Raw genomic sequence first — 25,272 nt, forward strand, 5'->3', positions numbered from 1 at the left:
AGTGGCAGCAGATTACCTTGCATTAATCCCACCTATTTTAGATATGACTTTGCCCATGCATAACGCTGTGGATCTTTGCTGAGAAGATACTCTACGACTTCTCTGCGTTTATCCTTGTCTTTCGTCATTCTGACAATTCTTTCAATTTCGTCGTCTGTATCATCAGCCCCGCGTTCTGCTGCCATTTCAAACCAGACATCACCCTTTTCGTATTCACGTCTGTCATAGCAAATCGCCCCCCTTAGGGTATAAGGCTGGTGGCTTTCAGGCTGGCATTCTGTTGCCTGTACAGCACAAGTTTCTGCTTCATCCAGTTGCTCAAGGTCGCGGAAGGCAGCACCCCTTGTTACCAACAAAGCGGATTTGAGATCGGCTTCTCGAATTTTAGTCCAATCCACATTTTTTGTAACTTGCAAAGCTTTTTCTGGTTGATCTGCCTTACGCCAATTGCTACTCGCACTGGGTAGGTTCCACTTGTTTCCAGTTCGTTGGTATTCTTTTTCGTAAAATATTGCTTCTAATCTGTAATATGCGATCGCAATTTTACCACGTCTGGCAAGACGACCTTCTTCAATTAATTGAATCACTTGTTTAGGAGCTAGTCGTTCCTCTCGCTCAAGTTTAAGCATAATCTCATAGAACGGCTCGATTGGGAGTTGACCTATGATTTGATATTTAGCTTTCAATGATTTAAAGTAAATTTCTCGGGCAATCTCTGCTGTCTCAGAAAGCCCTTGTTTTGTTAACCAATTAATATCCTCATTACACAGCGATTCTAAATTGTTAGAAAATGTTTCTATGTTCTCACCTAAGTTTGAAAGTTTGATTTGAGCAAATGCAACTTTTATGAGGACTTTAAATAATTGACTTGAAATTTCAAAATCTGGATGCTGAGTAGCCTTATAGTTTGCTTTAAGGTTAATGAAAAGTTTTCTCTCTTTTCGTTCTTCATCAATTTCAATTAGCTTATTTAGCTTTTGCTGTTTCAGCCATTTGCACTCACCAGAGTCTAAATCTTCCTCATTCTCAAGTTTTATTAAGATAGAATATAGTGAACTTGGGACAGAAATGTCTGGATGATAAGCAACCTGATATTTAGACTTTAGTTCTAAGAACTCTAGTTCAGCTTTTTTTTGCTCCTCCTGCTGCCAATAAATTTCTAGCGTTTCCTCAAAATCAAATTCCAAAAGCCAGTCCGCTTCAGAGTCATCTAGCAGCTCTTTTTTGTCAAGCTTCTTCAGTATTGAATAAAGCGGATTTTCAGGAAATTGATTTAGATGCTGAGTAGCTTTGTATTTAACCTTTAGTTTGGAAAAACTTTGTATGTCCTGAAGCAGATTGACGGTCTCTACAAGCCCCTGAGCCTTCAGGAGTTTGAGTTCTGAATCTGCTAGTGTATATCCAGCATCAAGTTTCCAAAGCACTGGATATATAGAACTAGAGAGAGGAAGTTCTACGTTTTCCGGAATTCGGTACTTTTTTCGCAGTTGCCAGAATTCTGCTTCTATCCTCTTATTTTCTTCGGCCTTGTATTGCTGTAAAGAAATGCCCTCAATAGCTCCAAACAGGCGATTCTCCGTTAGCCACTGAATCTCTAAATCTGTAATCTGAATATCTAAATCGGCTTTTCTCAGTATTAGGTATAGAAAACTATCAGATGCAGCACTCCCCTGCTGACCTACTTGATATTTCACTTTGAGAGTGGCGAAGTGCTTTTTCTGTAGTTCACTACCATTCATAACTGATAAAGGTGTTGATAAAAGTGCTATCGCGATCGCGCTAAGCCAATCTTACTCTCTACAAAACTAAGTGGCTACTGGTCGCTCGTGTAAGGAGTGTCAAGAACTATCTAATTATTGATTTATCCGCGACGGACACTTGACCTTTGGTAGAGTTGCCTTCAGCTCAGGCTGACTGATGTGTAGATGCTGTATTTACCAGCACAGGAAGGAATGCGATCGCGTGATTATGCAGTTCATTACCAATCTTGATCGGTGGGTCGAATCAGAATCTCGTTGACATTCACTCGCGGCGGCTGGGTAACGGCATAAGCGATCGCGGCTGCAACGTCCTCGCTTTGCAGGGGTACTATCGATTTACGCCGTTCTTCGGTGCGTTGTTTGGCGATTGGATCGGTAATGTGGCTGTCGATTTCCGTATCCACCATGCCTGGTTCGATGATGGTGACGCGAATGTTGTGCTTGCATACTTCCTGGCGCAACGATTCCGAGAAGCCATTGACTCCCCATTTTGTCGCATTGTAGCCACCGATTCCTACTCGTGCGGTTCGACCTGCAACGGATGAAATGTTAACGATATGTCCCGATCCTTGTGCTTTCAGGATAGGAAGAACCGCATGAGTTGCATACATCAATCCCAGAACGTTGAGATCGATCATGCGTCGCCAGTCAGAGGTATTTGCTCCCTCAATATTACCTGACAAAGCAATGCCCGCATTGTTGACGAGAATATCGACTCGACCAAATTGTGCGTTGGCTTTTTGCACTAGGTTCTGAACTTGAGTTTCATCCGTGATATCTGCCACGATTGGCAATGCTTTTCCACCCGTCGCTGCAATGCCATCTGCGATCGCATTCAGTTGGTCAAAACGTCGTGCTGCAATTACTACGCTAGCGCCTTCCGCTGCTAGTGCGATCGCAGTCGCCTCACCAATTCCCGCCGATGCACCAGTGACGATTGCCACTTTTCCGTCTAATTTTCCTGCCATACATACTCCTTAATTTCTAAGCTGCGTCTGGCTCCTGCGATGAAAACGTTAGAATATTTGCTAGCACAAGGTTAAGCAGAAACGATTTCGTTTTACCTTTATCGATGCAGATTCATATAACTACCGACGCTACTAGGATTCAGGGCTTCTGAGCGAAGTACGTCACGTCATCCGTTGGCAAGACAAAGTTTAAACTTTTTTATATAAAATGGCTCTTTATTGCTCGAATCGTTGTAGCAACCCGAAGATGGCATTAAGCCGCAACTGATGGGATAAAGAGCGATTCTAAAAGGCCTGATAATGAACGCAGCGATCGCAAGGCCCACTGGGATTAATCGTACATCGAAGCAACTCAGAGCGAGCATTGTATGAGCAGGTGATATCTCCGATTACCCAGCGCCCGTCCAACAGACTGCACTCTGTCGGGGTATCGAACTTTTGAACGTAAAGAGCAATTTTGTGAAGCTGATAACGACCCGATTTGAGCAGATAGCGATGCCTACGTTCTAAAACCATATATGTTTGACCCTCGACTTCTAAATAGGCTCCAGGCTCAGGATTCCAGTCTAGATATAGATGACTCAGGGTAGAACGGGGATGGCTCAGAATGACTTCTGTAGGCAAAGGATTCAGCTTCATAACAAATTAATATCGACAGACCGCCAGAAAATTTGCATCAAATTCACGTCTATATACAGCAGTCCTATTTAAGTCATAAGAAAAGTCATAAGAATACGTAGTGCGGGCATCTTGCCTGGGATTCAACGCAAGCAGGATGCTCACACTACGCAGAAATCTCATGACTGATTGAGGATTGCTATCGGTTATTGGCTCCGACAAATCGCTTCATCGGAGCCAATGCCCTAGTGTGCAGCCTGACGCTCTTTGGCTTCCTTGATCACCTCTTCTGCGATGTTACTGGGGCAAGGAGCATAGTGTGAGAACGACATTGAGAACTGTCCGCGCCCAGATGTCATGGTACGCAGATCGCCAATGTATCCAAACATTTCGCTCAAAGGCACATCTGCCTTAATGCGTGCCCCCGTCTGATTTGTCTCCTGAGATTTCATCATCCCTCGGCGGCGGTTAAGATCGCCGATGATATCGCCCATGTAATCATCTGGTGCGAAGACATCAACATTCATAATCGGTTCGAGCAGCTGAGGCGCAGCCTTAGGAACAGACTGCCGATAAGCGGCTTTTGCAGCAATCTCAAACGCCATTGCTGACGAGTCTACCGGGTGGAAACCCCCTTCAAGCAGCGTGAACTTTAAGTCCATGCAGGGGAACCCAGCCAATACACCGCGATCGACGCAGCTTTCAAAGCCTTTTTCCACTGCTGGCCAATACTCTCTCGGCACGGTACCACCTGTCACCTTTGACTCAAATTGGAAGCCGCTGCCTGGTTCACCCGGCTCAATTACATAGCCAATTTTGGCAAACTGACCAGAACCACCAGACTGCTTCTTGTGGACGTAGCTGTCTTCGAGGCGTTTCGTAATCGACTCGCGGTAGGCTACTTGAGGTTTACCCACCTCAACCTCAACCCCGTGGGTGCGCTTCAGAATGTCCACCTTGATGTCGAGATGTAGCTCACCCATCCCCTTGAGAATTGTTTCGCCGCTCTCCTCATCTGTCACCATATGGAAAGACGGGTCTTCTTGCACCATCTTAGTGAGCGCGGCAACCATCTTTTCTTCACCTCCCTTTTGCTTCGGTTTGACCGAAATAGAGATGACGGGTTCTGGAAAGACCATTGGCTCCAGCGTTGCGGGATTCTTGGGATCGCAGATGGTGTGTCCGGTTCGGATGTTCTTCATGCCGACGATCGCCACAATGTCACCCGCCTGAGCTGAGTCGATCTCTTCGCGAGAATTCGCATGCATCTCAACTAAACGGCTGACCCGCTCAGTCTTACCTGTCGCGGTGTTCAGTACGGTATCGCCTTTGGACAATGTTCCGGAGTACAAGCGCGTGAAGGTTAAAGCACCGAAGCGATCGTCCATGATCTTAAACGCGAGTGCCCGCAATGGTTTGTCTGGATCGACAAGCGCAAAGCTGCCTGTTTCATTCCCTTCCAGATCGATCTCTGGCTGCGGTTTGACCTCCATCGGGTTCGGCAGGTAGTCAACCACGGCATCCAGCACCAACTGTACGCCCTTATTCTTAAACGACGAGCCGCAGTAGGTCGGGAAAAACGCCAAGTCGCGAGTACCCTTGCGAATACAACGCTTAATATCCTCCATCGACGGCTCTTCCCCTTCGAGATACTGTTCCATCACAGCATCGTCCTGCTCAACCGCTAGCTCAATCAACTGTTCGCGGTAGGTCTCGACCTGATCGACCATGTCGGTAGGAACATCTTTGATCTTATAGTTCATCGGATCGCCAGAGTTGTCCCACACCCATGCCTTACGGGTCAGCAGATCGACCACGCCGCAAAACTGTTCTTCAATGCCAATTGGCAGCACCATCACCAGTGGCTTGGCTCCAAGCACTTGATCGACTTGCTTGACGACTCGGTAAAAATCAGCGCCCGTGCGATCGAGCTTGTTGATGTAGACGATACGAGCGACTTTGGAGTCGTTGGCGTAGCGCCAGTTGGTTTCAGATTGTGGTTCGACTCCACCTGAACCACAGAAAACACCAATACCACCATCGAGAACCTTCAGAGAACGATAGACCTCAATGGTGAAATCAACGTGTCCTGGGGTATCAATGATGTTCAGTTGGTGATCGTTCCAGAAACAGGTAGTTGCAGCTGACTGGATCGTAATCCCGCGCTCTTGCTCCTGTTCCATGAAGTCCGTCGTCGCCGCGCCTTCGTGTACTTCACCAATTTTGTGGATTTTACCTGTCAGCTTCAGGATTCTTTCAGTTGTGGTGGTCTTGCCAGCATCGACATGAGCGAAGATGCCAATGTTTCGATAACGAGTCAGGTCTTTCATAAATTGGTCTCTAGAGTAAATACAACGAACCGTTGGCGACCACCTGCAAGCATTACAAGCCAGGAAATCAATATTGCCTTTGTAGCCAGTGCAGGCTGGATTTCAATTACGCGGAATACAAAGAAATCCTTTTGCGTTTCTCTGGCGACATTACTAATTGTAAATTGTGGAATGTCAAGGTGACAGTGGTTAGAGAGATTAGACATATTTGCATCAGCGATATCGCCGCCGCAAAAGTGCGATCGCGCCAATTTCACTGTTCTCTACCAAGCCAGAGGTTCGGAGTTCGCTTGCTGGCGGCTCTAGTATTGTGCTTGTGCGGCTCTTGTTGGAGCGGTTAGCAGCTTTGAGAAACCCGAAAGCGATCGCTTTCGCGATTGAATGCATATTCTCAACGAAAACTGAGTAACGGGAAAGCTGGCTCTGTACAAAAAGAACGCTGCTTTTACAAGCCTATGGGTAAGGTTAGAGTGAATGCAGTCTGTCCAGATAATGTCGGGTCAAGCGTCAGATTACCACGATGCGATCGCGCAATTTCCCGCGCCAAGCTCAGTCCTAATCCAATTCCCTCTACTTTGCGGGTTCGGGCTGGATCGCCGCGATAGAAACGGTCAAAAATTCGGTTTCGCTCATCCAGAGGAATCTCTTGAGAGCAATTACTGATGGTAATCAACACAGCTGTACTCTGACGACGAGCCTGAATCCGAATCCAGCCATTCGGGAGATTATATTTAATGGCATTGCTAATCAAGTTTTGCAAGACTTGAATGAGTAAGTCGCGATCGCCCTTTACGCACAAACTATCAGCAATTTCTGTTTGAATCTCCAGATGCGGTGCTAGCAGTTCGATATCCTCCAGCATCTCAGTTAATAAACCAGACAAATCCACCTCAACTCGATGCAGGTTCATTTGTCCGGCATCCGCTAGAGAAAGCAGCAACAGTTTACGCACAATCCCCGTCAGTCGGCGCACTTCATCCAGCAAATTGCTCAAGCTTTGTTGCACCTCGGAGCCGGGATCGGCTTGTTGCAGAGTGCGTTCCAATTCTCCTTGCAATATCGCTAGCGGAGTCTTGAGTTCGTGGGCAGCATCTCCACTGAAGCGGGACGCTTGCTTAAAACTGCGTTCCAGACGTTCCAACATTTTGTTGAAAACCTGAATTAATTCGACAAATTCAACATCCGTTGTCCCGATAGGAACCCGTTGTTCCAAACCGCTAGCGGTGACATTCCCAATACTCGTGGTTAGTCGTCGGATGGAATGCAAGCTGCTTCCAGCAATTGCCCATGCACCCCCGGCTACAAGCAGAAGTACCCCTGGAATTGAAATCAGGAAGATGTTGCGGATGACGACCATCTCAGTTGCGATCGCGTTTAAACTCACTGCGATCGCAATTTGAGCAAAAGGTGTTGTAACGGCACCAATCCGCCATGTTCCGCTTGCGGTGCGCTGAGTAACGAATCGAGGCGTAGGCGGGGGTCGATCCGGCGGCGGTTGCGATCGCTCTGGAAATGGCGGGTTGGCTTCGGAAAAGGGGGCTGTTGGGCGATCGGAAGGGGGTGATGGAAACGGCAGCAATTGGGGGCGCGATGTCCAAAGGTTTTTGGTATCGAGATCGGTAGTCCATTGCTCGGAACGATACAGCACATTGTTATCTGCACCGATTATTAGTAAGGCGATCGCTGTTTTTGTATCGGTTCCAAACGACTTCCCAAGTGAGTCTTCATAAGACTGCCAGCGATCGCGCGGTCGAGGGCGACCTGCCCGCATCAATTGGCTTTCCAATTCTGCATCTAGACGGCTCACCTTTGCCTCATAAATCAGCCACCAGGAAATTAATCCAAACCCTGCTAAGGCGCTACCTGCCAGAACAGCAGACAATAGAGCAATCCGGATACGGAAAGAACGCAGCTTCACTCTTGAGACTCTGATTGACGAAATCGATATCCAACGCCGCGAATGCTTTCAATCCAACCCGCGCCTCCGATAGAGTCAATCTTTTTGCGAATCCGTTGAACGCACACATCGACTACGTTGGTATTGGGATTAAAGTCATAGCCCCAGATGTGTTCCAAGATTTGCGTTCGGGTGAAGACTCGTCCAGGCGATCGCATTAGATATTCCAACAGGTTAAACTCGCGGGTGGTGAGTTCAACGATATGTTGATTGCAAGTGGCTTCTCGCGTGATGCGATCGAGCTTGATGGGGCCGACGCAGACTAGATTTTGGCGATCGCCCGCAGTCCGACGTATCACTGCATGAATCCGGGCAACGAGTTCTTCCACAAAAAATGGTTTCGCGATATAGTCGTCAGCACCCAAATTTAGTCCCTCAATTCGATCATCCAATTCATTACGAGCAGTCAACAAAATGACTGGCACATTCTGTCCTTTCCGGCGCAAGCTCTTGAGGATAGACAAACCATCTTTTCCCGGCACCATGATGTCAAGCACGAGCGCGTCATACTCGTTGTCCAAGGCGCGAGCATATCCCTCGTCTCCGTTGTCACAGTAATCGACAACAAAACCCTGTTCCTTCAATCCGGCTCGGACAAAGTTAGCAATTTTCGCTTCATCTTCAACGAACAGAATATGCATGGGTTTCTCATGCGTCGGGCGGCTTGGGCGTTTATTCAGTTTAACCTGTGGTTATCTGTAAGCGACAGGTTCCAATAATTTTTTCCTGCAAATTCAGAAATTGGCTCTATCGGCTAGGCAATAATTGAATTGACCAATTTTGGTAATTATATGAAGCTAAATCAGTTGATCGCCGTGTTGCAATCTGTTAAAGCAAACGCCAACAAAGGCAAAGCCGAAGTATCGCAACTGGGTCAGAAGAGTACCTTGTTTCAAGGATTAAGCAGAACTTACCAGCCTAGAGAAGAGGATGGATTTGTATATCCTCCTGAATCGCAAAAACTGACGCTGAAGGCTGAGGAGTTGGTCGAAAAGTTTGTACAATCCTGCTCTGAATTTTTAGACCTAGCAGCTACTCAGGACTACGCTAATACTGAGGCTAAAGCATCTGTAACAGTAAATGGACAGACTATTCTTACAGATGTTCCTGTTTCCTATCTATTATTTCTTGAAAAGCAGCTTCAGGATGTGAAGACGTTTATTGCTTCGCTACCCGTGCTTTCGATTGACAAAGACTGGCAGCATGACCCCAATCGAGGATGCTACGTTACCAGTCCCAAAGAAACTGTGAAAACTAAGAAAATTACTGATTTTGTGGTTGCCTATGAAGCAACGGAACATCACCCTGCTCAAATCAAGGAGGTTTCCAAAGATATTGTGGAAGGAACCTGGAGTTTGATTGAGTTCTCAGGGGCACTTCCTCAAGACCGCGTGAATCGAATGCTGCGTAGAGTGGATATATTACAAAAAGCCGTGATTCAAGCTAGAGAAGAAGCCAATAGCAGGGAAGTGCAGCAGCGGCAAGTTGCTAATGCGATTTTTGGCTATTTATTTGCAGATTAAACTACACTAGATTTGGAGTACAAGTTCATTTTTAGCGAGTAGGGATTTGCAGGTTCGATTCCTGCCCCCCAGTTTATCTGGGGGTAGGCAAATGGTAAAGCCGCTCTAGCGCATTAAGCTCAAAATAAAGCTCAAGCTATTGCTCCAATCTCATCTTGAAAAATCGCTCCCTGTATCATTCTCTGTAGAACAAGGCTAGCGAGACACGGGTTCAAATCCCGTCCCCTGCTCTAAGTATGCGGGGGTAGTTTAGTGGAAAAACCTCACAGCATCAGATTGATTCTGCGGAACCGGGAAATCTCTCATATAGGCTCAGCGACTTAAATCTTTCCCGGCATTCAGGATACGAGTGCCGGGATTTTAAATTGGGAACACTTTTGAGGTCATATCAAATTCGTTTAGATAGTCATAGTTTCGGAAAGGAGTTGGACGACCTTGCCCCTATGAGGGTTGTAATATGCAAATGGAACTTTAACTTGTTTAGTGGCATGGCTAACAACTGCGTGTACCGGATTGACTAATGCTTCTTGTGCTGAGTTCAAGCTGATCTGCAATCGATAACGCTAGCCGTTAGACCTTAAAACAAATGTACAATTATCGCGCTAAATACGGAGAAAACTACAAGTATCATCTCACAGCCATACACTGGTCAAATGGGAATCTGAGAGCTAGCCTCACCGCATTCAACGAACAGGAGATAAAGCCTGTTCAAGTAGAATGGGAGCAGTAAGCAGGGCTAATCACATAGCAGGGACAGGAACAGCAGTTTGTGTATTTGAGGTGCTTGACCAGTGTTTGAGCAGCAATTGGACTAGAGACAATGCTTTAAGATTAATCTGTAGGGTAATGGCGATTATCTGAAGCAATTAAGGCTCAAGGGAAAGCAGTATGAACTTAATAACTCTCGCTGCTCAGAACGTTAGCATTCATATCCTTGAAGCCGCTGCACCTGTCACCACTATGGAATGCAAGCTACTGCCAGTAGTGTTTGTGCATGGTATGGCGTGTTCCGCAGACCTCTGGGATGAACAACTTGCTTATGCCGCCCGGACTCGACGTGCGATCGCGATCGATTTGCGGGGACACGGTGCTTCCTCACCGCCTGAGGATGATGACTACTCTCCCGCCTCGTGTGCAGCCGATCTCTTGGCTGTATTAGAAGCCCTTGGACTTGAGCATATCGCGCTCGTTGGGCACAGCTTCGGAGCTTGCGTCGCACTCGCTGCGGCGGCAGCTAAACCTAACGCGATCGCGCAGTTGGTACTGGTAGATCCACCAATCGATTGCACTCAATGCCCCCCAGAGGTATATGAGGCACAAATCGCTCCGATGCAAGCGGCACTCGCAACCGACGGCTGGCGATCGGTACTGGAAGACTCTTTCCGCAACGCACTGGCAGGGGGCACCTCGGCAACGCAAGATCAAATACTCGCCCGCCTTGCTGCCACCCCAAAGGATCGGCTGCTTGGAACGTCTCGCGGTTTGTTCGCCTTTAAAGCACTAGAAGCTCTTGATGAGTACCTCGCTTCGCCGGGAGCACGCGCTCACGCTATTCTTGCTCCGTCGAATAACTCGCCGTTCAGCCTTCACGTCCTCCGTCCAGCACTAACCACAATCACTTTACCCGCTACAGGACACTGGCTCATGCTTGATGCGCCTGAGCCGTTTGCTACGGCACTCGATACCTGCCTAGCAGCCGTCTAACCAAGAACTCCGTTGTCATCTATGCTTGCTTCATCACCCGCGTTGAGGGCAAACATAGTAAGGATAAAAATTCTGCCAGTTCAACAAGTCCTTCTACTTCCTGTCGTTCTGCTTGAGACGGCGTATGATCCTTATCCTGACGATCTAACAAAGATTGCAAGTGTGTTAGAACCGCTTGGGGAAGTTGAAATCGAGTTAGTTTGATAGGAATCTCAACGATTTCGGGTATAGAGCTGTTGGCTGAATTAGGAACTTTGGGATATCCTCGTTGTATTCCACTGTCAGCTGATGAGGATGGGGTGATTCAGAGTCAAGTGTTTCCAGGCTGATGGTTGGCAGTGAACGACCTCTTGACTAGGGATATGGGGGGATCGCTGTGTTGCTCCGAAGGGTTGACTGCACCAGAACATACCGCATTTGTACAGCAACTATCAAAATAACTTCAGTTATGACACGATTCCTATCAACAAACTAAGATAAGCAAGAAGAGAATATGCTTGTTCGACTTTACTGGTCACAGTGCGAGTATCGTAATTTTCAGTGGGGAGCTACACCCGTTGATTCATTTTGGGTAGAAGCGACTTATGAGGAAGCTGAAAAAGCAGTTTTTCCTTTCGTCACACCTGAAGCAATTGAAAAGTCTAAAACCTACGCAAAACGCGGTCAGGAGATTGCAGCACAGATTAGTAACCCACCGAAGCCTTACTGTTTTCTAGTGGTTAAAGACCTCAGTTCCATCGCTCCATTTGATGTCCACTATCCCTTTAGTTCAATGTGGAATGGTTATTCTCCATTTGAGGAGTTTTCAGAGTGTCACATAGAGACATTAGAACAACTAAAAAACCTTGTGCCTTGTAAGAAACTGGAAAAGAAAATGAATTATACTCGGCTGGAATACATCAAAAATGTCAATAATGTTAATGAACCCGACAAGTGGGCATATGAAGACTACCCCCTTGGATCTCATTTCCAATTGAACTTCAAAGAGGGTATGGGTGTAGAGGCTCATGCTTTGAAGCTACCAAAAGGAGCGCTCATTATTCTTTCCCAAAAGCCAGTTGGCTATGAGCGGTGTCTAACGCACATAGTTGAACTGGTCAAGGAAGGAAGTGAAGATCAATCTCAATGGAAACTGGGTGAATGGGGCATTTTCAGATTGGTGAAGATACATTGGGTTGCTGACTTCAGCGATCCTTATCGTATTCCCCTCGATAAAGATGTCATGAGAGCAGATTGGGGGTGGCAAGATACCAAAGCAAAATCGTTAGCCAGTCCAAGTCTAATGTCTCAGTGGAACAACATTGAAAGTTTGAGAACACATTTAAAGGGCGTGTTTAGCTAATAGCTGGACTTGAGTGTTTAGTGATTGTACACGGCGGTCTAAAAATCCAAATGCAGCTTTTTGTCATTCGGCGCGATCGCTCTCATTGGACTCAAAGCCTAATCGGTTCGATTCAGCTATATACAGACTATTCAAAAGAATTATATGTGGATTTATCTAGAGGAAAATATAGTTGAAGCGGGTGCTGTTTAATAGCGAATACGGTACAACTAATAGTTGTGCAGCTTATGTTATGAGTAAGGGTATTATTTGAAGCTTGTCCGCTAGCATCTAATGTGAAATGGGTTTGAATTGGTGGTAAAAATGGAGTCAATATGAATCAGCAGTTGCCTCAGTTCATCCACCGTATTGTTGAACGTTTACAGTCAATTCAGGGAATTGCAGCGATTGCTCTGGGGGGTTCAAGGGCACGAGGCAACCATACACAGAAGTCAGATGTGGATCTAGGAATTTATTACAACCCAGAGAATCCGCTTGATGTGACTGCTCTAAATTACCTCGCCTCTGAACTTGACGACAAGCACCGCGCAAATCTAATCACCCCAATTGGTGGATGGGGAAAATGGATTAATGGCGGTGGTTGGCTAAAGATAGAAGGTGTCTCTGTAGATTTTCTCTATCGTGATGTGGTTCAGGTTAATCGTGTCATTGGTGATTGTCATGCTGGGCAAATTACTATTGATTACCAACCAGGGCATCCACACGGCTTTGTGTCCTCTATTTATATGGGTGAAGTTGCAATTTGTCTGCCACTTCACGATCCATATAACGTTTTAGACGCTTTAAAGGCTAAGACAACTCCCTATCCAATTCAGCTTAAACAAGCAACTATTGATACTTTTGCCTGGGAAATTAGTTTTTCACTGTTCATTGCACAAAAGGCAATTGCACGCGCTGATGTTACCTATGCAGCAGGTTGCTGTTTCCGTAGCGTAGCTTGTATGAATCAGGTATTATTTGCACTCAATGAAGAATACCTATTGAATGAGAAAGGTGCGGTGGCAGTTGCCAATAGCTTTGCGCTCTGTCCACAGAACTATCAACAACGGATTGAGTCAGTGTTTGCTTTGTTAGCGGCTGATGCAAAATCAATGATGGATGCGATCGCAATCCTTGAAGGAATTGAGCATGATTTGAGTCAATGGTATGGCAATCGTCGGTTAGTTATGTAAAGTCTAAGGGGCTAGTATTGAGCATAGTCTCCTGTTGCTTGCCGCGATCGCCTTAGCTCTGGTTCCTGAATCAATCTGACTGACGCAGAGTTCAGGAATGATGAATTTTCAAGTTCTGAGTGTCGCTGGACTGGTCGGTGAAGGCTTTGAACTCGATCGCATCGTGACTGCAAAAGAGGCGCACGTCGTTACTGCGATCGCCTGATCATGCACGTAGCCGATCTTGATCATGGAGCCTCGGCTCGCGATCCACTACTACCAACACCAATGTCCCAAGCATCGGTTAGGTTAATAAAGAAACACTACTAGCTAGATAAATTATGCAATACGTGTTAATTATCCATGAAGTTGAAGACTACGAGTCGTGGAAGAAGGTTTTTGACAATGCATCCGACATAAGAAGGGAAGCTGGAGAGAGGTCGTATCAGGTCTTAAAGTATGAAAGCGATCCCAACAAAGTGGTGCATTTCTCATTGTGGACATCGATAGACGATGCCAAGCGTTTTTTTGAATCTCCTAAACTCATTAGAATCAGAGCTGAAGCCGGAGTAAAGGCTCCTGATTTCATATACTTGGAGCAACTAGAGTCAGGCACTTTGTAGGATCGGGTAGTAAAAATTCCCTACAAGTCTGTCTGCGTGTCTATGACACAAATCCAAATCGCCTCTCCTAAAATTATACTAAGGAAGGACGAGGATTTATGAGTTGATACAGCACGATCGTTCAATGGTAGTAATTGGACATTGCTGACCTCTATTTTTACGCACTGACTACCGTAGCTTGTCCTTTTGCTACTGTAGCTAAAATAGCTAAGACTTCTGGTGCTAATGGCTTCAAATTTGCTAAACGATTGGATGGTGCTGTGAAGACGCGATCGCAACTGTACAAGGATGTATGTCTTGCGTCTATGTCAATCTATTCCTGAACCCAGTACGCTGCAAAAGCATACTTTATCCTAGTATTAACATTTAATTAAGCGATTACTTAAAATGTCGAAACTCCTTGAACGAATCATAGTAAATCATAGACTGTATGGCGGTCGTCTCTGTATTTATGATTAAGCGGATGAAATCTGGAGAAGTAAGAATATGTCTTTAACAGGCCATGTGTATTCAAGCGGTTTTAAGCTTCAGTATATTGTTGAGGGTGACGGTACTCCTACCATCGTGGTTGGAAGTTCACTGTATTACTCTAGAACGTTTTCTAACAATCTTCGTAGCAGTCTAAAGTTGGTCTTTATCGATCATCGAGGTTTCTCACCTCCTTATAATTGTAAAGACACCTCTTTGTTCCAGTTAGACTCACTGGTTGATGATATTGAACTGGTTAGGAAAGAGCTAGGGTTTGGCAAGATTATTGTTATTGGTCATTCAGGTCATGGATTTATGGCGCTGGAGTATGCCAAAAAATATCCTGCCAATGTGTCTCATGTGGTAATGATGTGTGTAGGACCAAATTACTCGCGTGAAGGGCATCTTGCGGCGGAACGATATCTGAATGATTCTGTTTGTCCTGAGCGTAAAGCAGCTCTTGCTAAAAACCTGACCAGGTTGCCTCAAGAAATATCTGCTGCGCCTGAGAAAGCTTTTATTACCTATTGCCTTCTCATGGGACCCAAAAGTTGGTTTGACTACAACTATGACGCGACAAAACTTTGGGAAGGTATAGAAGTCAATATGGCTATGTTTGATTATGTCTGGGGCGAGGTTTTTCGGGATATAGATATTACTGAGAACTTAGATAAGTTGCAAGCACCTGTATTGCTTGCACTTGGTCGCTACGATTACCTCGTTCCACCACCCTATATGTGGGAAGGAGTAAGAGACAAGTTTAGTAATCTTACTATCCGCATATTTGAGAAGAGCAGCCATACGCCTCACTTTGAAGAGCCAGAGCTATTTGACAAAGAGTTACTCGATTGGCTTTTCAATCGCTAACCCTTTTTTGATAGGAAGCCTAACATTCTCTTATCTTCATATAAACCAATCGCAAGTCAACTAAAACCCTAACCTGCGTTCATAGAGCTAGAGATTCCTGAGACTTCTGACGCAGCTTAAATAAGAAGTCAGTTTTGGACTTGACCTCAAACATCAAATCGGGGACTAACTGAGCATAGTCTCCTGTTGTTCGCCGCGATCGCTCTTAATTCCTGCTTCTTCAATCAATCTGATTGACGCTGACTTCATGAATGATGAATTTTCAAGTTCTGAGGGTCGCTGGACTGGTCGGCGAAGGTTTTGAACTCGATCGCATCGTGACTGCAAAAGAGGCGCACGTCGTTACTGCGATCGCGCGATAATGCACGTAGCCGATCTTGATTGTGGAGCCTCGCCTCGCGATCCACCTCCATCATCCATTGGTAGAAACGCATTCCCGGCGTGCAACGTGGTTCGGAGGAGTCCATCTCGTGTCGGTAAAAGTAGGCATCGCCTGCATTCAGGAGCCAACTATCTCCTGTCTGGATGGCAATGCCAGCATGACCCCGCGTGTGACCAGCAAGCGGAACTAGGAGAATTTCTGGCGGTAGTCCGTCGAGATCGCGCACAGCCTGGAAGCCGAACCAAGGTTCGCCACCCGGCGAATAGAACTTCCAGCGTTTTACCTCGTCCCACTGGTCTGAACGATAGCGCTGGCTGGTAATGAAACCGTGCCGATCCTGCGCTGCGTCAATTTCAGTCTGCATTACGTGTACCGTTGCTTCAGGGAAATCCTCCAGCCCACCAGCATGATCGAAATCGAGGTGGGTAAGTACGATATGGCGCACGTCCCGTGCGGAAAATCCTAGTTGCTCGACCTGAGCGATCGCCGTGTACTTGCGATCGAACTGGATACCGTTGAAATGAATAAAAAACGGGCTGAGTCGCTCGTAAGGTGACTTAACATCGCGCAGACCAAAGCCAGTATCGATTAGAACGAGTCCCTGGTTCGTCTCCACGAGCAGACAGTGACAGACGAGGCGAGCCGTTAGACCGCGACTGAAGCCATCGAAGAGCGCCCCACCGACCGGACACATACAGCCACAATTGAGATGATGAATGTGCATAAGTGTTCTGCTTTAAACTACTTTTTGCCTACGGGTATTGATGTCTGCACCTCATTCGACGCTTGCATTTGCTCCGGTCGGTATGAGAATGCCTGCCAAAACGCCTTTATATACAACAGATGATCGGGAAGGCACTGTGTGCGTTACTTGTTAGCCGACTCAGACTCAGTCATCTGACGATGCAGTTCAGCCTTGAGGGTATCAGGCAAAACCTTGCTTACATTGCCCTGAATCTTCGTCAGGAGCGAACCAGCGATGATGTGATCCTTGCCTGCCATTAAGGCATCGAAACCTTGTTTGGCGACTTCAGCCGGGTCATCGTTCTGTTTTTTACCCACCGTGGTGTCGTCCATTCCCGCACGATGGAAGAAGTTGGTATCGGTTGGCCCAGGCATGAGTGAGGTAACGGTGACGCCTGTATCCTTTAACTCGTTGCGTAGTGCTTCCGAGAAGGAGTGTACAAATGCTTTCGAAGCCGCGTAGACTGCTTCAAATGGCCCTGGCATGATGGCAGCAATTGACGAAGTGAAGAGGATTCGACCCTTGCCGCGCTCGACCATATCTTTCACTACCCGTTTGGCGAGATGCACAGATGAAACGACGTTCAGGTTGATGAGATTCAGCTCGTCCTTCAGATCAGTCTCGCGGGCGAAATCACCGCCGACACCGACCCCTGCATTTATCGCGATCGCCTCTACCGATCTGCCAGTCGCCTTAATCTGGTTGTAGAGTGTCTCTACACCGTCATAAGTAGCAAGATCAGCCTGCACCGTCTCGACCTTGGCACCCAGTCCCTCAAAGGTTTGAGCGGCTTCATCGATACTCGATCCGGTGGCTGTGACGAGGAGATCAAAGCCGTTTTGGGCGAACTGTTTGGCAAGCTCGTAACCGATGCCCTTGGAGGCACCTGTCACAACAGCCAGAGGTCGGTTCGACGAACTGTTCATAACCATTTAAACTCCTGTAGGACTTCTCCACGCTAGGAAAGCTGTGGATTGTGCTTCTTTTTCGCTACCAGACAGTCTGCGCGAATGCGATCGCAACTCTTACAATCCTAGGAAGACATCTGTGCGATCGCGTCTTTCCAAGGAAGTATGGCTGTTGTGTGTTTGAGGTTACTTTTCTGGAGTTCACGCGATAGCGCTAGCGCGCTCGCAGAGCTTCGCCTGCGGTTCAGATACCCGGCTTTTTAGAGAAGTCGGGTATCTCGCCTTCACTAGCGCAGATTACAAAACTGTAATTTAGACGAAGGGCAAGCTGTAATTTTGGTTGAGCTTAATTGAATCTATAGACACGTTTCAAGATTCAACCGAAGGAGAAAGCTTGTGATGAATACCCGCCGACTGCTGGCAGCGATCGCAATTCCTGTTCTAGTTGGGACGTTTGGATGTGTGACTCTTAATCAGGCAACGGCTCAATCGCCTAACCGACAAGCCCAAAACTCATCCCAGCCCAATCAACAACAGCAGGGACAGGGACGCAGACGAGGACCAGATTTTGCCGCAGCGGCTCAGAAATTGGGCATTTCAGAAGCTAAGTTGAAAGAAGCACTGGGAGTGCCAGCGAATCCTACACCAGGACAACGCCCACCTCGTCCCGACTTTAAGGCAGCGGCGGCAAAACTCGGCATTACCGAACAACAATTGGTAAATGCGTTGGGAGTTCCGCCCCGTCCGCCCCGTCCCGATTTTGCAGCCGCAGCGCAGAAGCTGGGTGTGTCAGAAGCCAATTTGAAGGCAGCACTGGGAGTACCTGCAAACCCACCAACTACACCGCCCGAACCGGGACAACGCCCACCCCGACCCGATTTTAAGGCGGCGGCAAAACTCGGCGTGACGGAAGAGCAACTGGTAAATGCGCTGGGAGTTCCGCCCCGTCCACCTCAAGATGGCAACCAATCAGACGTACCTCCCCCTCCTCAGCAATAAGCTCAAGCTAATGAGAGCAAGCTGTTCATGGATACGACCTAGTTTTCAGGTCGTGTCTGTGACGCCTTGGGTAATAGTTTCTCAAGTTGATATCTTGCGCCGATAAAGCTCTGGTAATTAGAAATCGCGGCTCAACAAACCCAGTCCGTCAGTGCAGACTTAAGACGATTTTGAAACCCGCGCAGGCGGCTTTTGCCTGTGTAGACGCGGTTTCAACTGCCCAGTTGAGAATGCTGAAGACAAATCAAAGTTTTGAAACCCGCGCACCATCCGGGTTTTGATCCGGGTTTTGGTAGACGTGGTTTCAACCGTCCAGTTGAGAATGCGGCAATCTCTTACTCATGCAGAGTGTGCAGTTGTAGATTGCGATAATTCTATTTGGAGCAGATGAAATGAAAAAAGACCGTGTGAAAAGAATCCCAGTTGTCTCCATGCTGAAGCGGCGAGAGGTGCTTGGCTTTCTAGGGGGAACAGCGGCAGTATCGCTTATAGGATGCTGGCGCGGACAGTCAATCTCAGCAAAGCCAATAGGTACATTAACTCAGACACCGACTCGGAAAGCGAGCGCGCAGACTCCGACCTGCGTGGTGAAACCCCAACAGACGGAAGGGCCATATTTCGTGGATGAGAAGCTTAACCGTTCTGATATCCGCTCAGACCCCTCGAACGGTGCGCTAAAGCCAGGAGTACCGTTGCGTTTGGTGTTTCGTATCTCTGGGATTAATGGTAGATCCTGTACGCCTTTGAGGGGCGCAACTGTAGACGTTTGGCATTGCGACGCGCTGGGCGTGTATTCGGATGTTCGAGACTTCAACGGGGATACGCAAGGGCAAAAATTCCTGCGCGGCTATCAGGTGACGGATGCAAATGGAACCGTGGAGTTCGTAACGATCTATCCTGGTTGGTATCCAGGCAGAACGGTTCACATTCACTTCAAGATTCGCACCGATTCTGCGTCCGGGCGGGGTTCTGAGTTTACCTCGCAGCTTTACTTCAACGATGCCCTCACGGATCGAGTCCACGCACAGCCTCCCTACGCCGCTAAGGGACAGCGCACCCAGAGGAACGATCGAGATGGCATCTTTCAAGATGGCGGCGATCAACTGATGCTCCAGCTAACTCAAGATGCACAAGGCTACGTGGGTACGTTCGATATTGGGCTTCAGACGATTTAAACTATTGCAGATTAATCAACAGCGATCGCATTCTCCATAATTGCAGAGTTGATAGAATGCGATCGCTCAAAATGCCTAACTCACTCGCGACGAAACACAAACAAATTGCCTGTTGCACCTCGTCCTACCCTGATTTCTTCATCTAAGTAGGAGGTTGCCCACTCCGCCTCATTCCGGAGAAATTCCAACACTGGGATTTTCAATTCAGGAAAACTCCAGCTTTCCATACTAAAGAGCTTTGTTGCTTGCATCGAAAAACTATCGAAAGTCACTTTAGCTGTCTTCTCATCCGCGCCCCAAGTCCAAACGCCGTCAGCCTGTAACCGCCATTCCCCTAGCAGGGGTAAGTCAAGAAAAGCGCCGTTACAGGCAAAAATTTTCTTAGTACCTCCTGCAACCAACTTTTGCCACACCCGTTTGATGTTTATTATTCCCCCAAAATCTGGAATTGATGCAAGTTGGCGAGTAACAACCGTTCCTTTTGAGGCGTACACCAATTGCCAGTTACCGAGTAAAGAAGGGAGATAGTTGGGGTGAAGTGGCTGTGGAATGAGATTGATGCTTTCTAGGTGTTGCACAATTGCATCGATTGCCTCCCCTCCTTCCGATGGAAATAGCGCTTGCTGTAGCCCTAACGCTTCTACTCGTTGCAAGAGTTCAGCTTTTAAGGCAAATCTCGTTGCGTCATCTCCTACCATGTCTTGATGTTCCACTTCCATACTTTGGAGAAAGCATACACTGGAGAATTGACCGTACTATCCGGAAGGGGTCAAAGCGCTAGATTGTGTCCTTAAATAAAGGATGCCTATAGCGCTCACATTCCAAAAAGAGAGTACTGAGCGCTTTTTGTAAGGTGGTAATCAATTGACTATTTGTACTATAAGAGTAGTACAAATAGATATTTCTAGAAGATAAATGAGGTGATGCCGACTCAAGAGAACGTAAAAAAACATATCAACAAGCGCATTTTAGTACTGGGTTCGGCTCCACACGCTCGATTAGTTACTGCCTATACCTGGGATAACCTACCGCAATATCTCAATGTTGCTGACTACGATGTAGTTATTCTTAACCTGATACCTTTATTAGATGAGGAATTAGCTCGTGGATTAAAGCTAGAAGCATTACCTTCATGGCAGCAGTTCGTTCATCTGTTGTTTAGTGATAATAGTGAAATTATCGTTATTGGTAATCCAGGAATTAATTTAGGCAGTCATCTGTCCCAACCTGTCAGTTGGTGGTTACCGTTGATTCCAGAAGTCGTTTATGACTCAGGTGAGGAAATCCGCGACATTGATCCAGAGTTTGCCTATTACTTTCAGCAAGTACGCCGATGGTCATTTTATGCAACTACTAAATTTGTAAATGGCTTATATTTGTCTGATGCACTCTTATCCAAGATAGATTCCAAAGCAAATCTTTTAAGAGTTCACATGCGTGCGCTCGCTCAAACACGCTTCCAAAAACCAATTGCTTTTTATTTACAGTTTCAAGCAACACAAGAAAGTAAATCATATCTTTCTTCAGAGTCACTAGTAGACATACTACGGGAGTCAGGATGTGTTATCTGGCTTCCCTCACCTACGGAAATTTCCAACTATGATGCCGTTAATCTAATCCTTCAAAAGCGATATGGTTTGCAACTTGAGCAAGCTCCACCGGATTGGGTAAAAGTCTACAAGCTTCCTGAACAGATACCGATTGTAGAAGAAATATCTCACCATGAGCAAGAAATTCAACGACTAAAAAAGGAATTGGCTACAGCTCAACAATGTTTACAGAACGCATCACGATTTCGTAAGCTGCTCTATGAACAAGGTGTCGAGGGCTTGGAGCCAGTTGTCCGTGATGCGTTGAGAGAGTTAGGTGCAGCAGTGAGCGATCCACCACTGAAGGAAAACCGTGAGGATGGACGGCTTACAGCTCCTGCGGGTCAGATAGGAATGCTGGAAATTAAAGGTCGAACAAAATCATTAAGTCTTGATGATGTGCGCCAGTTAGATCAGTGGGTTAGGGATGCTTTATTCCAGGAAAATTTGGAAAGCAAGGGTATACTCATTGCTAATATGTATTGCGGTCATCCACCGGAGCTACGCAATAATCCCTTCCCGCCTAACTGTGTTGATAGGGCAAAGAGAGCCAACCTTTGCTTGATTACGACTACACAACTTTTCCGTGCTTTATGTTCCTACCAGCGCGAAGAGCTAGATGTAGCAGAATTTTGGAACATTGTTTTTAATACAGATGGTGTATGTCCGCTACCTGAACTAGAACCACTAGGTAGCGAACATCCTTCTGATGGCAGCAGTGTCAAGTGATTAGCTTACTTACTAGTGAGTTGTTAAACCAGCAGTATTGTTTGAACAAGAGCCTCTAAACCTTCATTGCCTCACCAGCGATCGCTCCTACCGTATTTTGTACCGCACCACCAGCTAACCAACAGTTTGGGAGATTCAAAAGCGCGATCGCCGGTAACACAACACCAACCGGCGAATCAACTAAAATCTTCTGGAGGCAAGTAGCACTATCCATGTTTTGCTTATCTAGTTTGGTTCCAGTCTTTCCAGTTATTGACTTAGTTGTATTTTCAGTTCGCGCAGCATCCGACTGGTTCCATCATCAATGGCTTTTTGCACCAGTTGGGGAATCATTTCGGTAATCGGTAAATCGGGAAAGATAGCACTGACAGATGATTCGGCGTAGTCACCGTTTTGTAAAATGTAAATCTTGAGTTGGCGATTCCGATATATCCACACTTCCGGAACGCGCAGCGCTTCGTAGGCGTTCAAGGTAGTCTTTGAAGTGACATCAGACTCAATGGCGAGATCCGGGGGTGGATAAACCGCTAAATCCATATTGGTGCAACCCCGGACACGACTGGCATTCTGGATGTAAAAGCAAGTATCGGGTTCGACTCCGGCAATTTCTGGTTGCTTGAGAGTAGTTGAGCCAAAATCTTCCCAGTCCCGCCCTTGAGCCTCCAAGATTGTTGTGAGGATGTAAGCAATAATGCGATGGGGGCGTTCGTGCAGTGCCAGAGGGGACATGATTTCGAGAGTTCCTCGGTAGTATGCAATGCGGGTGCTGCGCTTTTCTCCCAGTTCCGTAAGAATCTGTTCAAAGTCTTGCCAAGACAAGTTATGAATGCTAATCGTGCTACCGGGAGTGAGTTCAATGGCACGAATAGGAATGCTAACGGTCATTGGTGTTCCTCCATCGATTGCTGGGGTAGCTTCTTCAACCGTAACTCCCCATTCACCCATAATTATCATTGATGACTAACTGACAGCGATTGCCAAATAGCGATCGCTCCTACCGTATTTTGCACCGCACCCCTTGCCAACCATATTGTCAGCCCCTAAAAAGATACCCGACTTTTTTAAAAATTCGGGTATCTCGCCTTAACTAGGCGGCAATCGCTAGAGGCTTAAGCAGTGTGCAGCCTTTTTTGAGCGCGACCTGGTGCGGTGGGCTTTTTGCTGCGGGTGGGTGCAGATGGTGCCTGGGACTTTGCTCGGTTACTGCGCCCTTGATTTGCGCGCTGACCCTTCGCTTGGTCTACCACTTTCTGGACTGGGGCAGTTGGCTCGTAGCCTGGAATCACATCTTTCACAAGGGTTTTATTGAGCAATCGTTCGATGTCTTTGAGGAATGAGTATTCATCTTCGCTGACGAGGGAAACCGCTCTTCCTTCGTTGCCAGCGCGACCTGTGCGACCAATGCGATGCACGTAATCTTCTGGTACGTTAGGGAGTTCAAAGTTGACTACGTGGGGCAGCTGATCAATATCTAGACCCCGTGATGCTACATCGGTGGCAACTAATACTCGCACTTTTCCTTGCTTAAAGTCTTGCAAAGCACGGGTACGGGCTGCCTGACTTTTGTTGCCATGAATTGCAGTGCTTTTCAACCCATCTTGAGCAAGTTGCTCAGCTAGACGGTTGGCTCCGTGTTTCGTCCGGGTGAAGACTAGCACTTGTTGCCAATTGTGGAACCCGATCATATGAGAAAGCAGTTCTCGCTTGCGATTGCGATCGACCGGATGAACTACCTGCTCTACCTGCTGTGCGGCGGTATTCCGGGGAGCTACTTCGATCTGGGTCGGAGACTTTAGTAGGGTGCTGGCAAGCTGCTGAATCGGTTTAGAGAAGGTGGCAGAAAACATCAGCGTTTGCCGGGATGGAGGTAGCACTGCCAAAATTTTGCGGATGTCGCGGATGAAGCCCATGTCTAACATGCGATCGCATTCATCCAGCACCAGTATCTCTATCTTCGAGAGATCGACCGTCTTTTGCCCAACGTGGTCGAGCAACCGACCGGGTGTAGCGACTACAATATCAACTCCCCGATGCAGCGTTTGAACTTGCGGCTTAATTCCCACGCCGCCATAAATTGCTGCCGCTCTCAGCGACAGGTATTTGCCATAAGTTTTGACGCTATCTTTTACCTGATCTGCCAGTTCGCGAGTAGGTGTGAGGATGAGGGCACGAGGTCTGCGATGCACCTGGTTGGCGTTGGCAGTACCCAGGAGTTGCAGTAAAGGCAGGGTAAAGCCAGCAGTCTTGCCCGTTCCAGTTTGGGCGCTAGCGAAAATGTCTTGCCCTTTCAGGATGGCGGGAATTGCTTGCTGCTGAATGGGGGTTGGCTCAGTATAGCCAGAGTCAGCCACAGCACGAAGCAGGTCCGTTGAAAGACCGAGGTTACGAAATGTCATGGATGCGATCGCTCCTAGTAATGCCCCTATCCCAAATCAAGTGCCTGGGGCCAGTCTAAGAGCAGGAAATTTGTAGTTCAGTTGGATGGCTTAAATGAGCTTTTTTCCAATGCGCCAGCAACAGACCGGAATGTACTGGCAGAAACTCATCCTAACAGACATTCGGACAAAATATCTGAAGAAGGATGGGGTAAGCTAAGCTCTTCACAATGCTCTCCCGCTTCTTGGGAGTTTGTTCAATTTTGACAATTTTACTCAAGTCGCCGTACAGTGCGGTCAACAGGGTTAAAGCAGAAACTCTTATTCATCCGTGGCTTTCCCCCGCATTGTCTTCATCTGCTACTTCTTAATCTGCTACTTTTGCTATCAAAACGCTTACTTTGAGAGCTACGTGTGGGTTTGTTGAGTTTGCATCATTTGGGTACCACGATTGCACTTCTAATGATAATGAGTCAGGGCTTGCAATCGGCTCAACACTTCCTCCGTTCAGTTCTTAGCAGCGGTGTTCTTGAGCCTTAATTCAGAACTTGCCCCTCCTTAGTAATGCGCTGGTCGCTCATCAAAAGAAGCCGCTTTTTCTAACGATTGAGTAGCCAGGAAGATCCAATATCAAAGTGGAGGTCAGTCAAGGTCGCCACTTTATTCACCATCTACATACGGATACGAGCGATCGCCTCGCCAATTCCTCCAGCTACAGCAATGTGATTATCCTTAATCATTACAGCATCATCTAGTTCCATCCGGTGGTTCATCGCTCCTCCCATCTACATCGCGTACTTTGACTCGAGCGATCGCCGCGACCGACATCCTCCAACAACCAGGAGTGCAGGAGTGGGTCTAATACGATCAAGGGAGGTAGAACAGCCCTGGGACTCACCACTTCAGTTTTCCCCTAATTTTTCTAAAAGCTTGCCCAACCAACTTAGCCCAAAAGCTGCGCCCTTGGAGCTTTTGAGAGTTTTTCAAAAAAGTTTTTCAAAACAGTTGACAGAAGCGGTTCGTGGTTGCTACATTAATAAAGCGGTCGGGAGAGCAAGC

Annotated in this window: 24 protein-coding genes and 1 pseudogene; 10 read left to right on the top strand and 15 right to left on the bottom strand. The window is 47.1% G+C overall.

Going from position 1 to position 25,272, the window contains the following annotated elements; translation table 11 throughout:
- Positions 1–32: 32 nt before the first annotated feature.
- The 7 genes from NDI33_RS23540 to NDI33_RS23570 all read right to left on the bottom strand — a co-directional run bounded on the left by NDI33_RS23540 (position 33) and on the right by NDI33_RS23570 (position 8,274).
- Positions 33–1,739 carry a hypothetical protein gene (locus NDI33_RS23540; RefSeq protein ID WP_190679389.1) on the bottom strand — a complete coding sequence of 569 codons (1,707 nt, stop codon included), beginning with the start codon at positions 1,737–1,739 and terminating at the stop codon, positions 33–35.
- 239 nt (positions 1,740–1,978) lie between these two features.
- Positions 1,979–2,728: an SDR family oxidoreductase gene (locus NDI33_RS23545; RefSeq protein ID WP_190679391.1), complete on the bottom strand. Its 750-nt coding sequence runs from the start codon at positions 2,726–2,728 to the stop codon at positions 1,979–1,981.
- Positions 2,729–3,013: 285 nt separating this feature from the next.
- Complete coding sequence (locus NDI33_RS23550) at positions 3,014–3,367, bottom strand: DUF6464 family protein (protein ID WP_190679393.1); 354 nt, start codon at positions 3,365–3,367, stop codon at positions 3,014–3,016.
- Between the two features lie 224 nt (positions 3,368–3,591).
- Positions 3,592–5,676, bottom strand: coding sequence for an elongation factor G (gene fusA, locus NDI33_RS23555; protein ID WP_190412929.1), 2,085 nt, complete (start codon positions 5,674–5,676; stop codon positions 3,592–3,594).
- A gap of 213 nt (positions 5,677–5,889) precedes the next feature.
- Positions 5,890–6,063, bottom strand: a complete 174-nt coding sequence (locus NDI33_RS23560; protein ID WP_190679394.1) for a hypothetical protein — start codon at positions 6,061–6,063, stop codon at positions 5,890–5,892.
- Positions 6,064–6,121: 58 nt separating this feature from the next.
- A complete protein-coding gene (locus tag NDI33_RS23565) occupies positions 6,122–7,594 on the bottom strand; it encodes an ATP-binding protein (protein WP_190679396.1) in 1,473 nt (490 codons plus the stop codon).
- Positions 7,591–8,274, bottom strand: a complete 684-nt coding sequence (locus tag NDI33_RS23570; protein ID WP_190679398.1) for a response regulator transcription factor — start codon at positions 8,272–8,274, stop codon at positions 7,591–7,593. The genes NDI33_RS23565 and NDI33_RS23570 overlap by 4 nt, the downstream gene beginning before the upstream one ends.
- Before the next feature lie 150 nt (positions 8,275–8,424).
- Between NDI33_RS23570 and NDI33_RS23575 the strand changes: the two genes are divergently transcribed.
- Both NDI33_RS23575 and NDI33_RS23580 read left to right on the top strand, forming a co-directional pair.
- Entirely contained in the window at positions 8,425–9,156 is a 732-nt protein-coding gene (locus tag NDI33_RS23575; RefSeq protein WP_190679400.1) for a hypothetical protein, read from the top strand.
- Positions 9,157–10,044: 888 nt separating this feature from the next.
- A complete protein-coding gene (locus NDI33_RS23580) occupies positions 10,045–10,860 on the top strand; it encodes an alpha/beta hydrolase (protein WP_190679402.1) in 816 nt (271 codons plus the stop codon).
- Between the two features lie 19 nt (positions 10,861–10,879).
- Here the strand turns inward: NDI33_RS23580 and NDI33_RS23585 are convergent, their stop codons facing one another.
- A complete protein-coding gene (locus NDI33_RS23585; protein ID WP_190679420.1) occupies positions 10,880–11,089 on the bottom strand; it encodes a hypothetical protein in 210 nt (69 codons plus the stop codon).
- Between the two features lie 264 nt (positions 11,090–11,353).
- Between NDI33_RS23585 and NDI33_RS23590 the strand changes: the two genes are divergently transcribed.
- The 5 genes from NDI33_RS23590 (at position 11,354) to NDI33_RS23610 (ending at position 15,311) form a co-directional block, all read left to right on the top strand.
- Positions 11,354–12,202 (top strand): hypothetical protein, encoded by an 849-nt coding sequence (locus NDI33_RS23590; protein WP_199302639.1) that lies wholly within the window; start codon positions 11,354–11,356, stop codon positions 12,200–12,202.
- Between the two features lie 50 nt (positions 12,203–12,252).
- The gene (locus NDI33_RS23595; protein ID WP_277878961.1) at positions 12,253–12,378 is read left to right on the top strand and encodes a hypothetical protein; all 126 of its coding nucleotides are present in this window, start codon (positions 12,253–12,255) and stop codon (positions 12,376–12,378) included.
- Positions 12,379–12,516: 138 nt separating this feature from the next.
- Positions 12,517–13,374 carry a nucleotidyltransferase domain-containing protein gene (locus NDI33_RS23600; protein ID WP_190679404.1) on the top strand — a complete coding sequence of 286 codons (858 nt, stop codon included), beginning with the start codon at positions 12,517–12,519 and terminating at the stop codon, positions 13,372–13,374.
- Positions 13,375–13,694: 320 nt separating this feature from the next.
- Complete coding sequence (locus NDI33_RS23605) at positions 13,695–13,976, top strand: antibiotic biosynthesis monooxygenase (RefSeq protein WP_190412920.1); 282 nt, start codon at positions 13,695–13,697, stop codon at positions 13,974–13,976.
- Between the two features lie 486 nt (positions 13,977–14,462).
- Positions 14,463–15,311, top strand: a complete 849-nt coding sequence (locus NDI33_RS23610) for an alpha/beta hydrolase (protein ID WP_190679406.1) — start codon at positions 14,463–14,465, stop codon at positions 15,309–15,311.
- 245 nt (positions 15,312–15,556) lie between these two features.
- On the opposite strand, the gene NDI33_RS23615 is transcribed toward NDI33_RS23610, so the two are convergent.
- The gene (locus NDI33_RS23615) at positions 15,557–16,417 is read right to left on the bottom strand and encodes an MBL fold metallo-hydrolase (protein ID WP_190679408.1); all 861 of its coding nucleotides are present in this window, start codon (positions 16,415–16,417) and stop codon (positions 15,557–15,559) included.
- Positions 16,418–16,560: 143 nt separating this feature from the next.
- Positions 16,561–17,364, bottom strand: coding sequence for an SDR family NAD(P)-dependent oxidoreductase (locus tag NDI33_RS23620; protein WP_190679410.1), 804 nt, complete (start codon positions 17,362–17,364; stop codon positions 16,561–16,563).
- Between the two features lie 381 nt (positions 17,365–17,745).
- Between NDI33_RS23620 and NDI33_RS23625 the strand changes: the two genes are divergently transcribed.
- Both NDI33_RS23625 and NDI33_RS23630 read left to right on the top strand, forming a co-directional pair.
- Positions 17,746–18,345 (top strand): hypothetical protein, encoded by a 600-nt coding sequence (locus tag NDI33_RS23625; RefSeq protein WP_190679421.1) that lies wholly within the window; start codon positions 17,746–17,748, stop codon positions 18,343–18,345.
- A 392-nt stretch (positions 18,346–18,737) separates the two neighbouring features.
- On the top strand, positions 18,738–19,520 hold the full coding sequence (locus NDI33_RS23630; protein ID WP_190679412.1) for an intradiol ring-cleavage dioxygenase: 783 nt from the start codon (positions 18,738–18,740) through the stop codon (positions 19,518–19,520).
- A gap of 80 nt (positions 19,521–19,600) precedes the next feature.
- On the opposite strand, the gene NDI33_RS23635 is transcribed toward NDI33_RS23630, so the two are convergent.
- Positions 19,601–20,239, bottom strand: coding sequence for a PAP/fibrillin family protein (locus tag NDI33_RS23635; RefSeq protein ID WP_347275960.1), 639 nt, complete (start codon positions 20,237–20,239; stop codon positions 19,601–19,603).
- A 204-nt stretch (positions 20,240–20,443) separates the two neighbouring features.
- Between NDI33_RS23635 and NDI33_RS23640 the strand changes: the two genes are divergently transcribed.
- On the top strand, positions 20,444–21,838 hold the full coding sequence (locus tag NDI33_RS23640; RefSeq protein ID WP_190679414.1) for a hypothetical protein: 1,395 nt from the start codon (positions 20,444–20,446) through the stop codon (positions 21,836–21,838).
- 55 nt (positions 21,839–21,893) lie between these two features.
- On the opposite strand, the gene NDI33_RS23645 is transcribed toward NDI33_RS23640, so the two are convergent.
- From NDI33_RS23645 to NDI33_RS23660, 4 genes and pseudogenes are all read right to left on the bottom strand, one after another.
- Positions 21,894–22,052 carry a hypothetical protein gene (locus tag NDI33_RS23645; RefSeq protein ID WP_190679427.1) on the bottom strand — a complete coding sequence of 53 codons (159 nt, stop codon included), beginning with the start codon at positions 22,050–22,052 and terminating at the stop codon, positions 21,894–21,896.
- A gap of 35 nt (positions 22,053–22,087) precedes the next feature.
- Positions 22,088–22,723 carry a Uma2 family endonuclease gene (locus tag NDI33_RS23650; RefSeq protein ID WP_190679425.1) on the bottom strand — a complete coding sequence of 212 codons (636 nt, stop codon included), beginning with the start codon at positions 22,721–22,723 and terminating at the stop codon, positions 22,088–22,090.
- Between the two features lie 224 nt (positions 22,724–22,947).
- Positions 22,948–24,234: a DEAD/DEAH box helicase gene (locus NDI33_RS23655; RefSeq protein ID WP_190679416.1), complete on the bottom strand. Its 1,287-nt coding sequence runs from the start codon at positions 24,232–24,234 to the stop codon at positions 22,948–22,950.
- A 656-nt stretch (positions 24,235–24,890) separates the two neighbouring features.
- A pseudogene (locus tag NDI33_RS23660) lies at positions 24,891–25,013 on the bottom strand (nicotinate-nucleotide diphosphorylase (carboxylating)); the annotation flags it as partial.
- Positions 25,014–25,272: the final 259 nt, after the last annotated feature.

The organism is Trichocoleus sp. DQ-A1, from assembly GCF_039961955.1.
In the GTDB taxonomy this organism is placed as follows: domain Bacteria; phylum Cyanobacteriota; class Cyanobacteriia; order Cyanobacteriales; family FACHB-T130; genus FACHB-T130.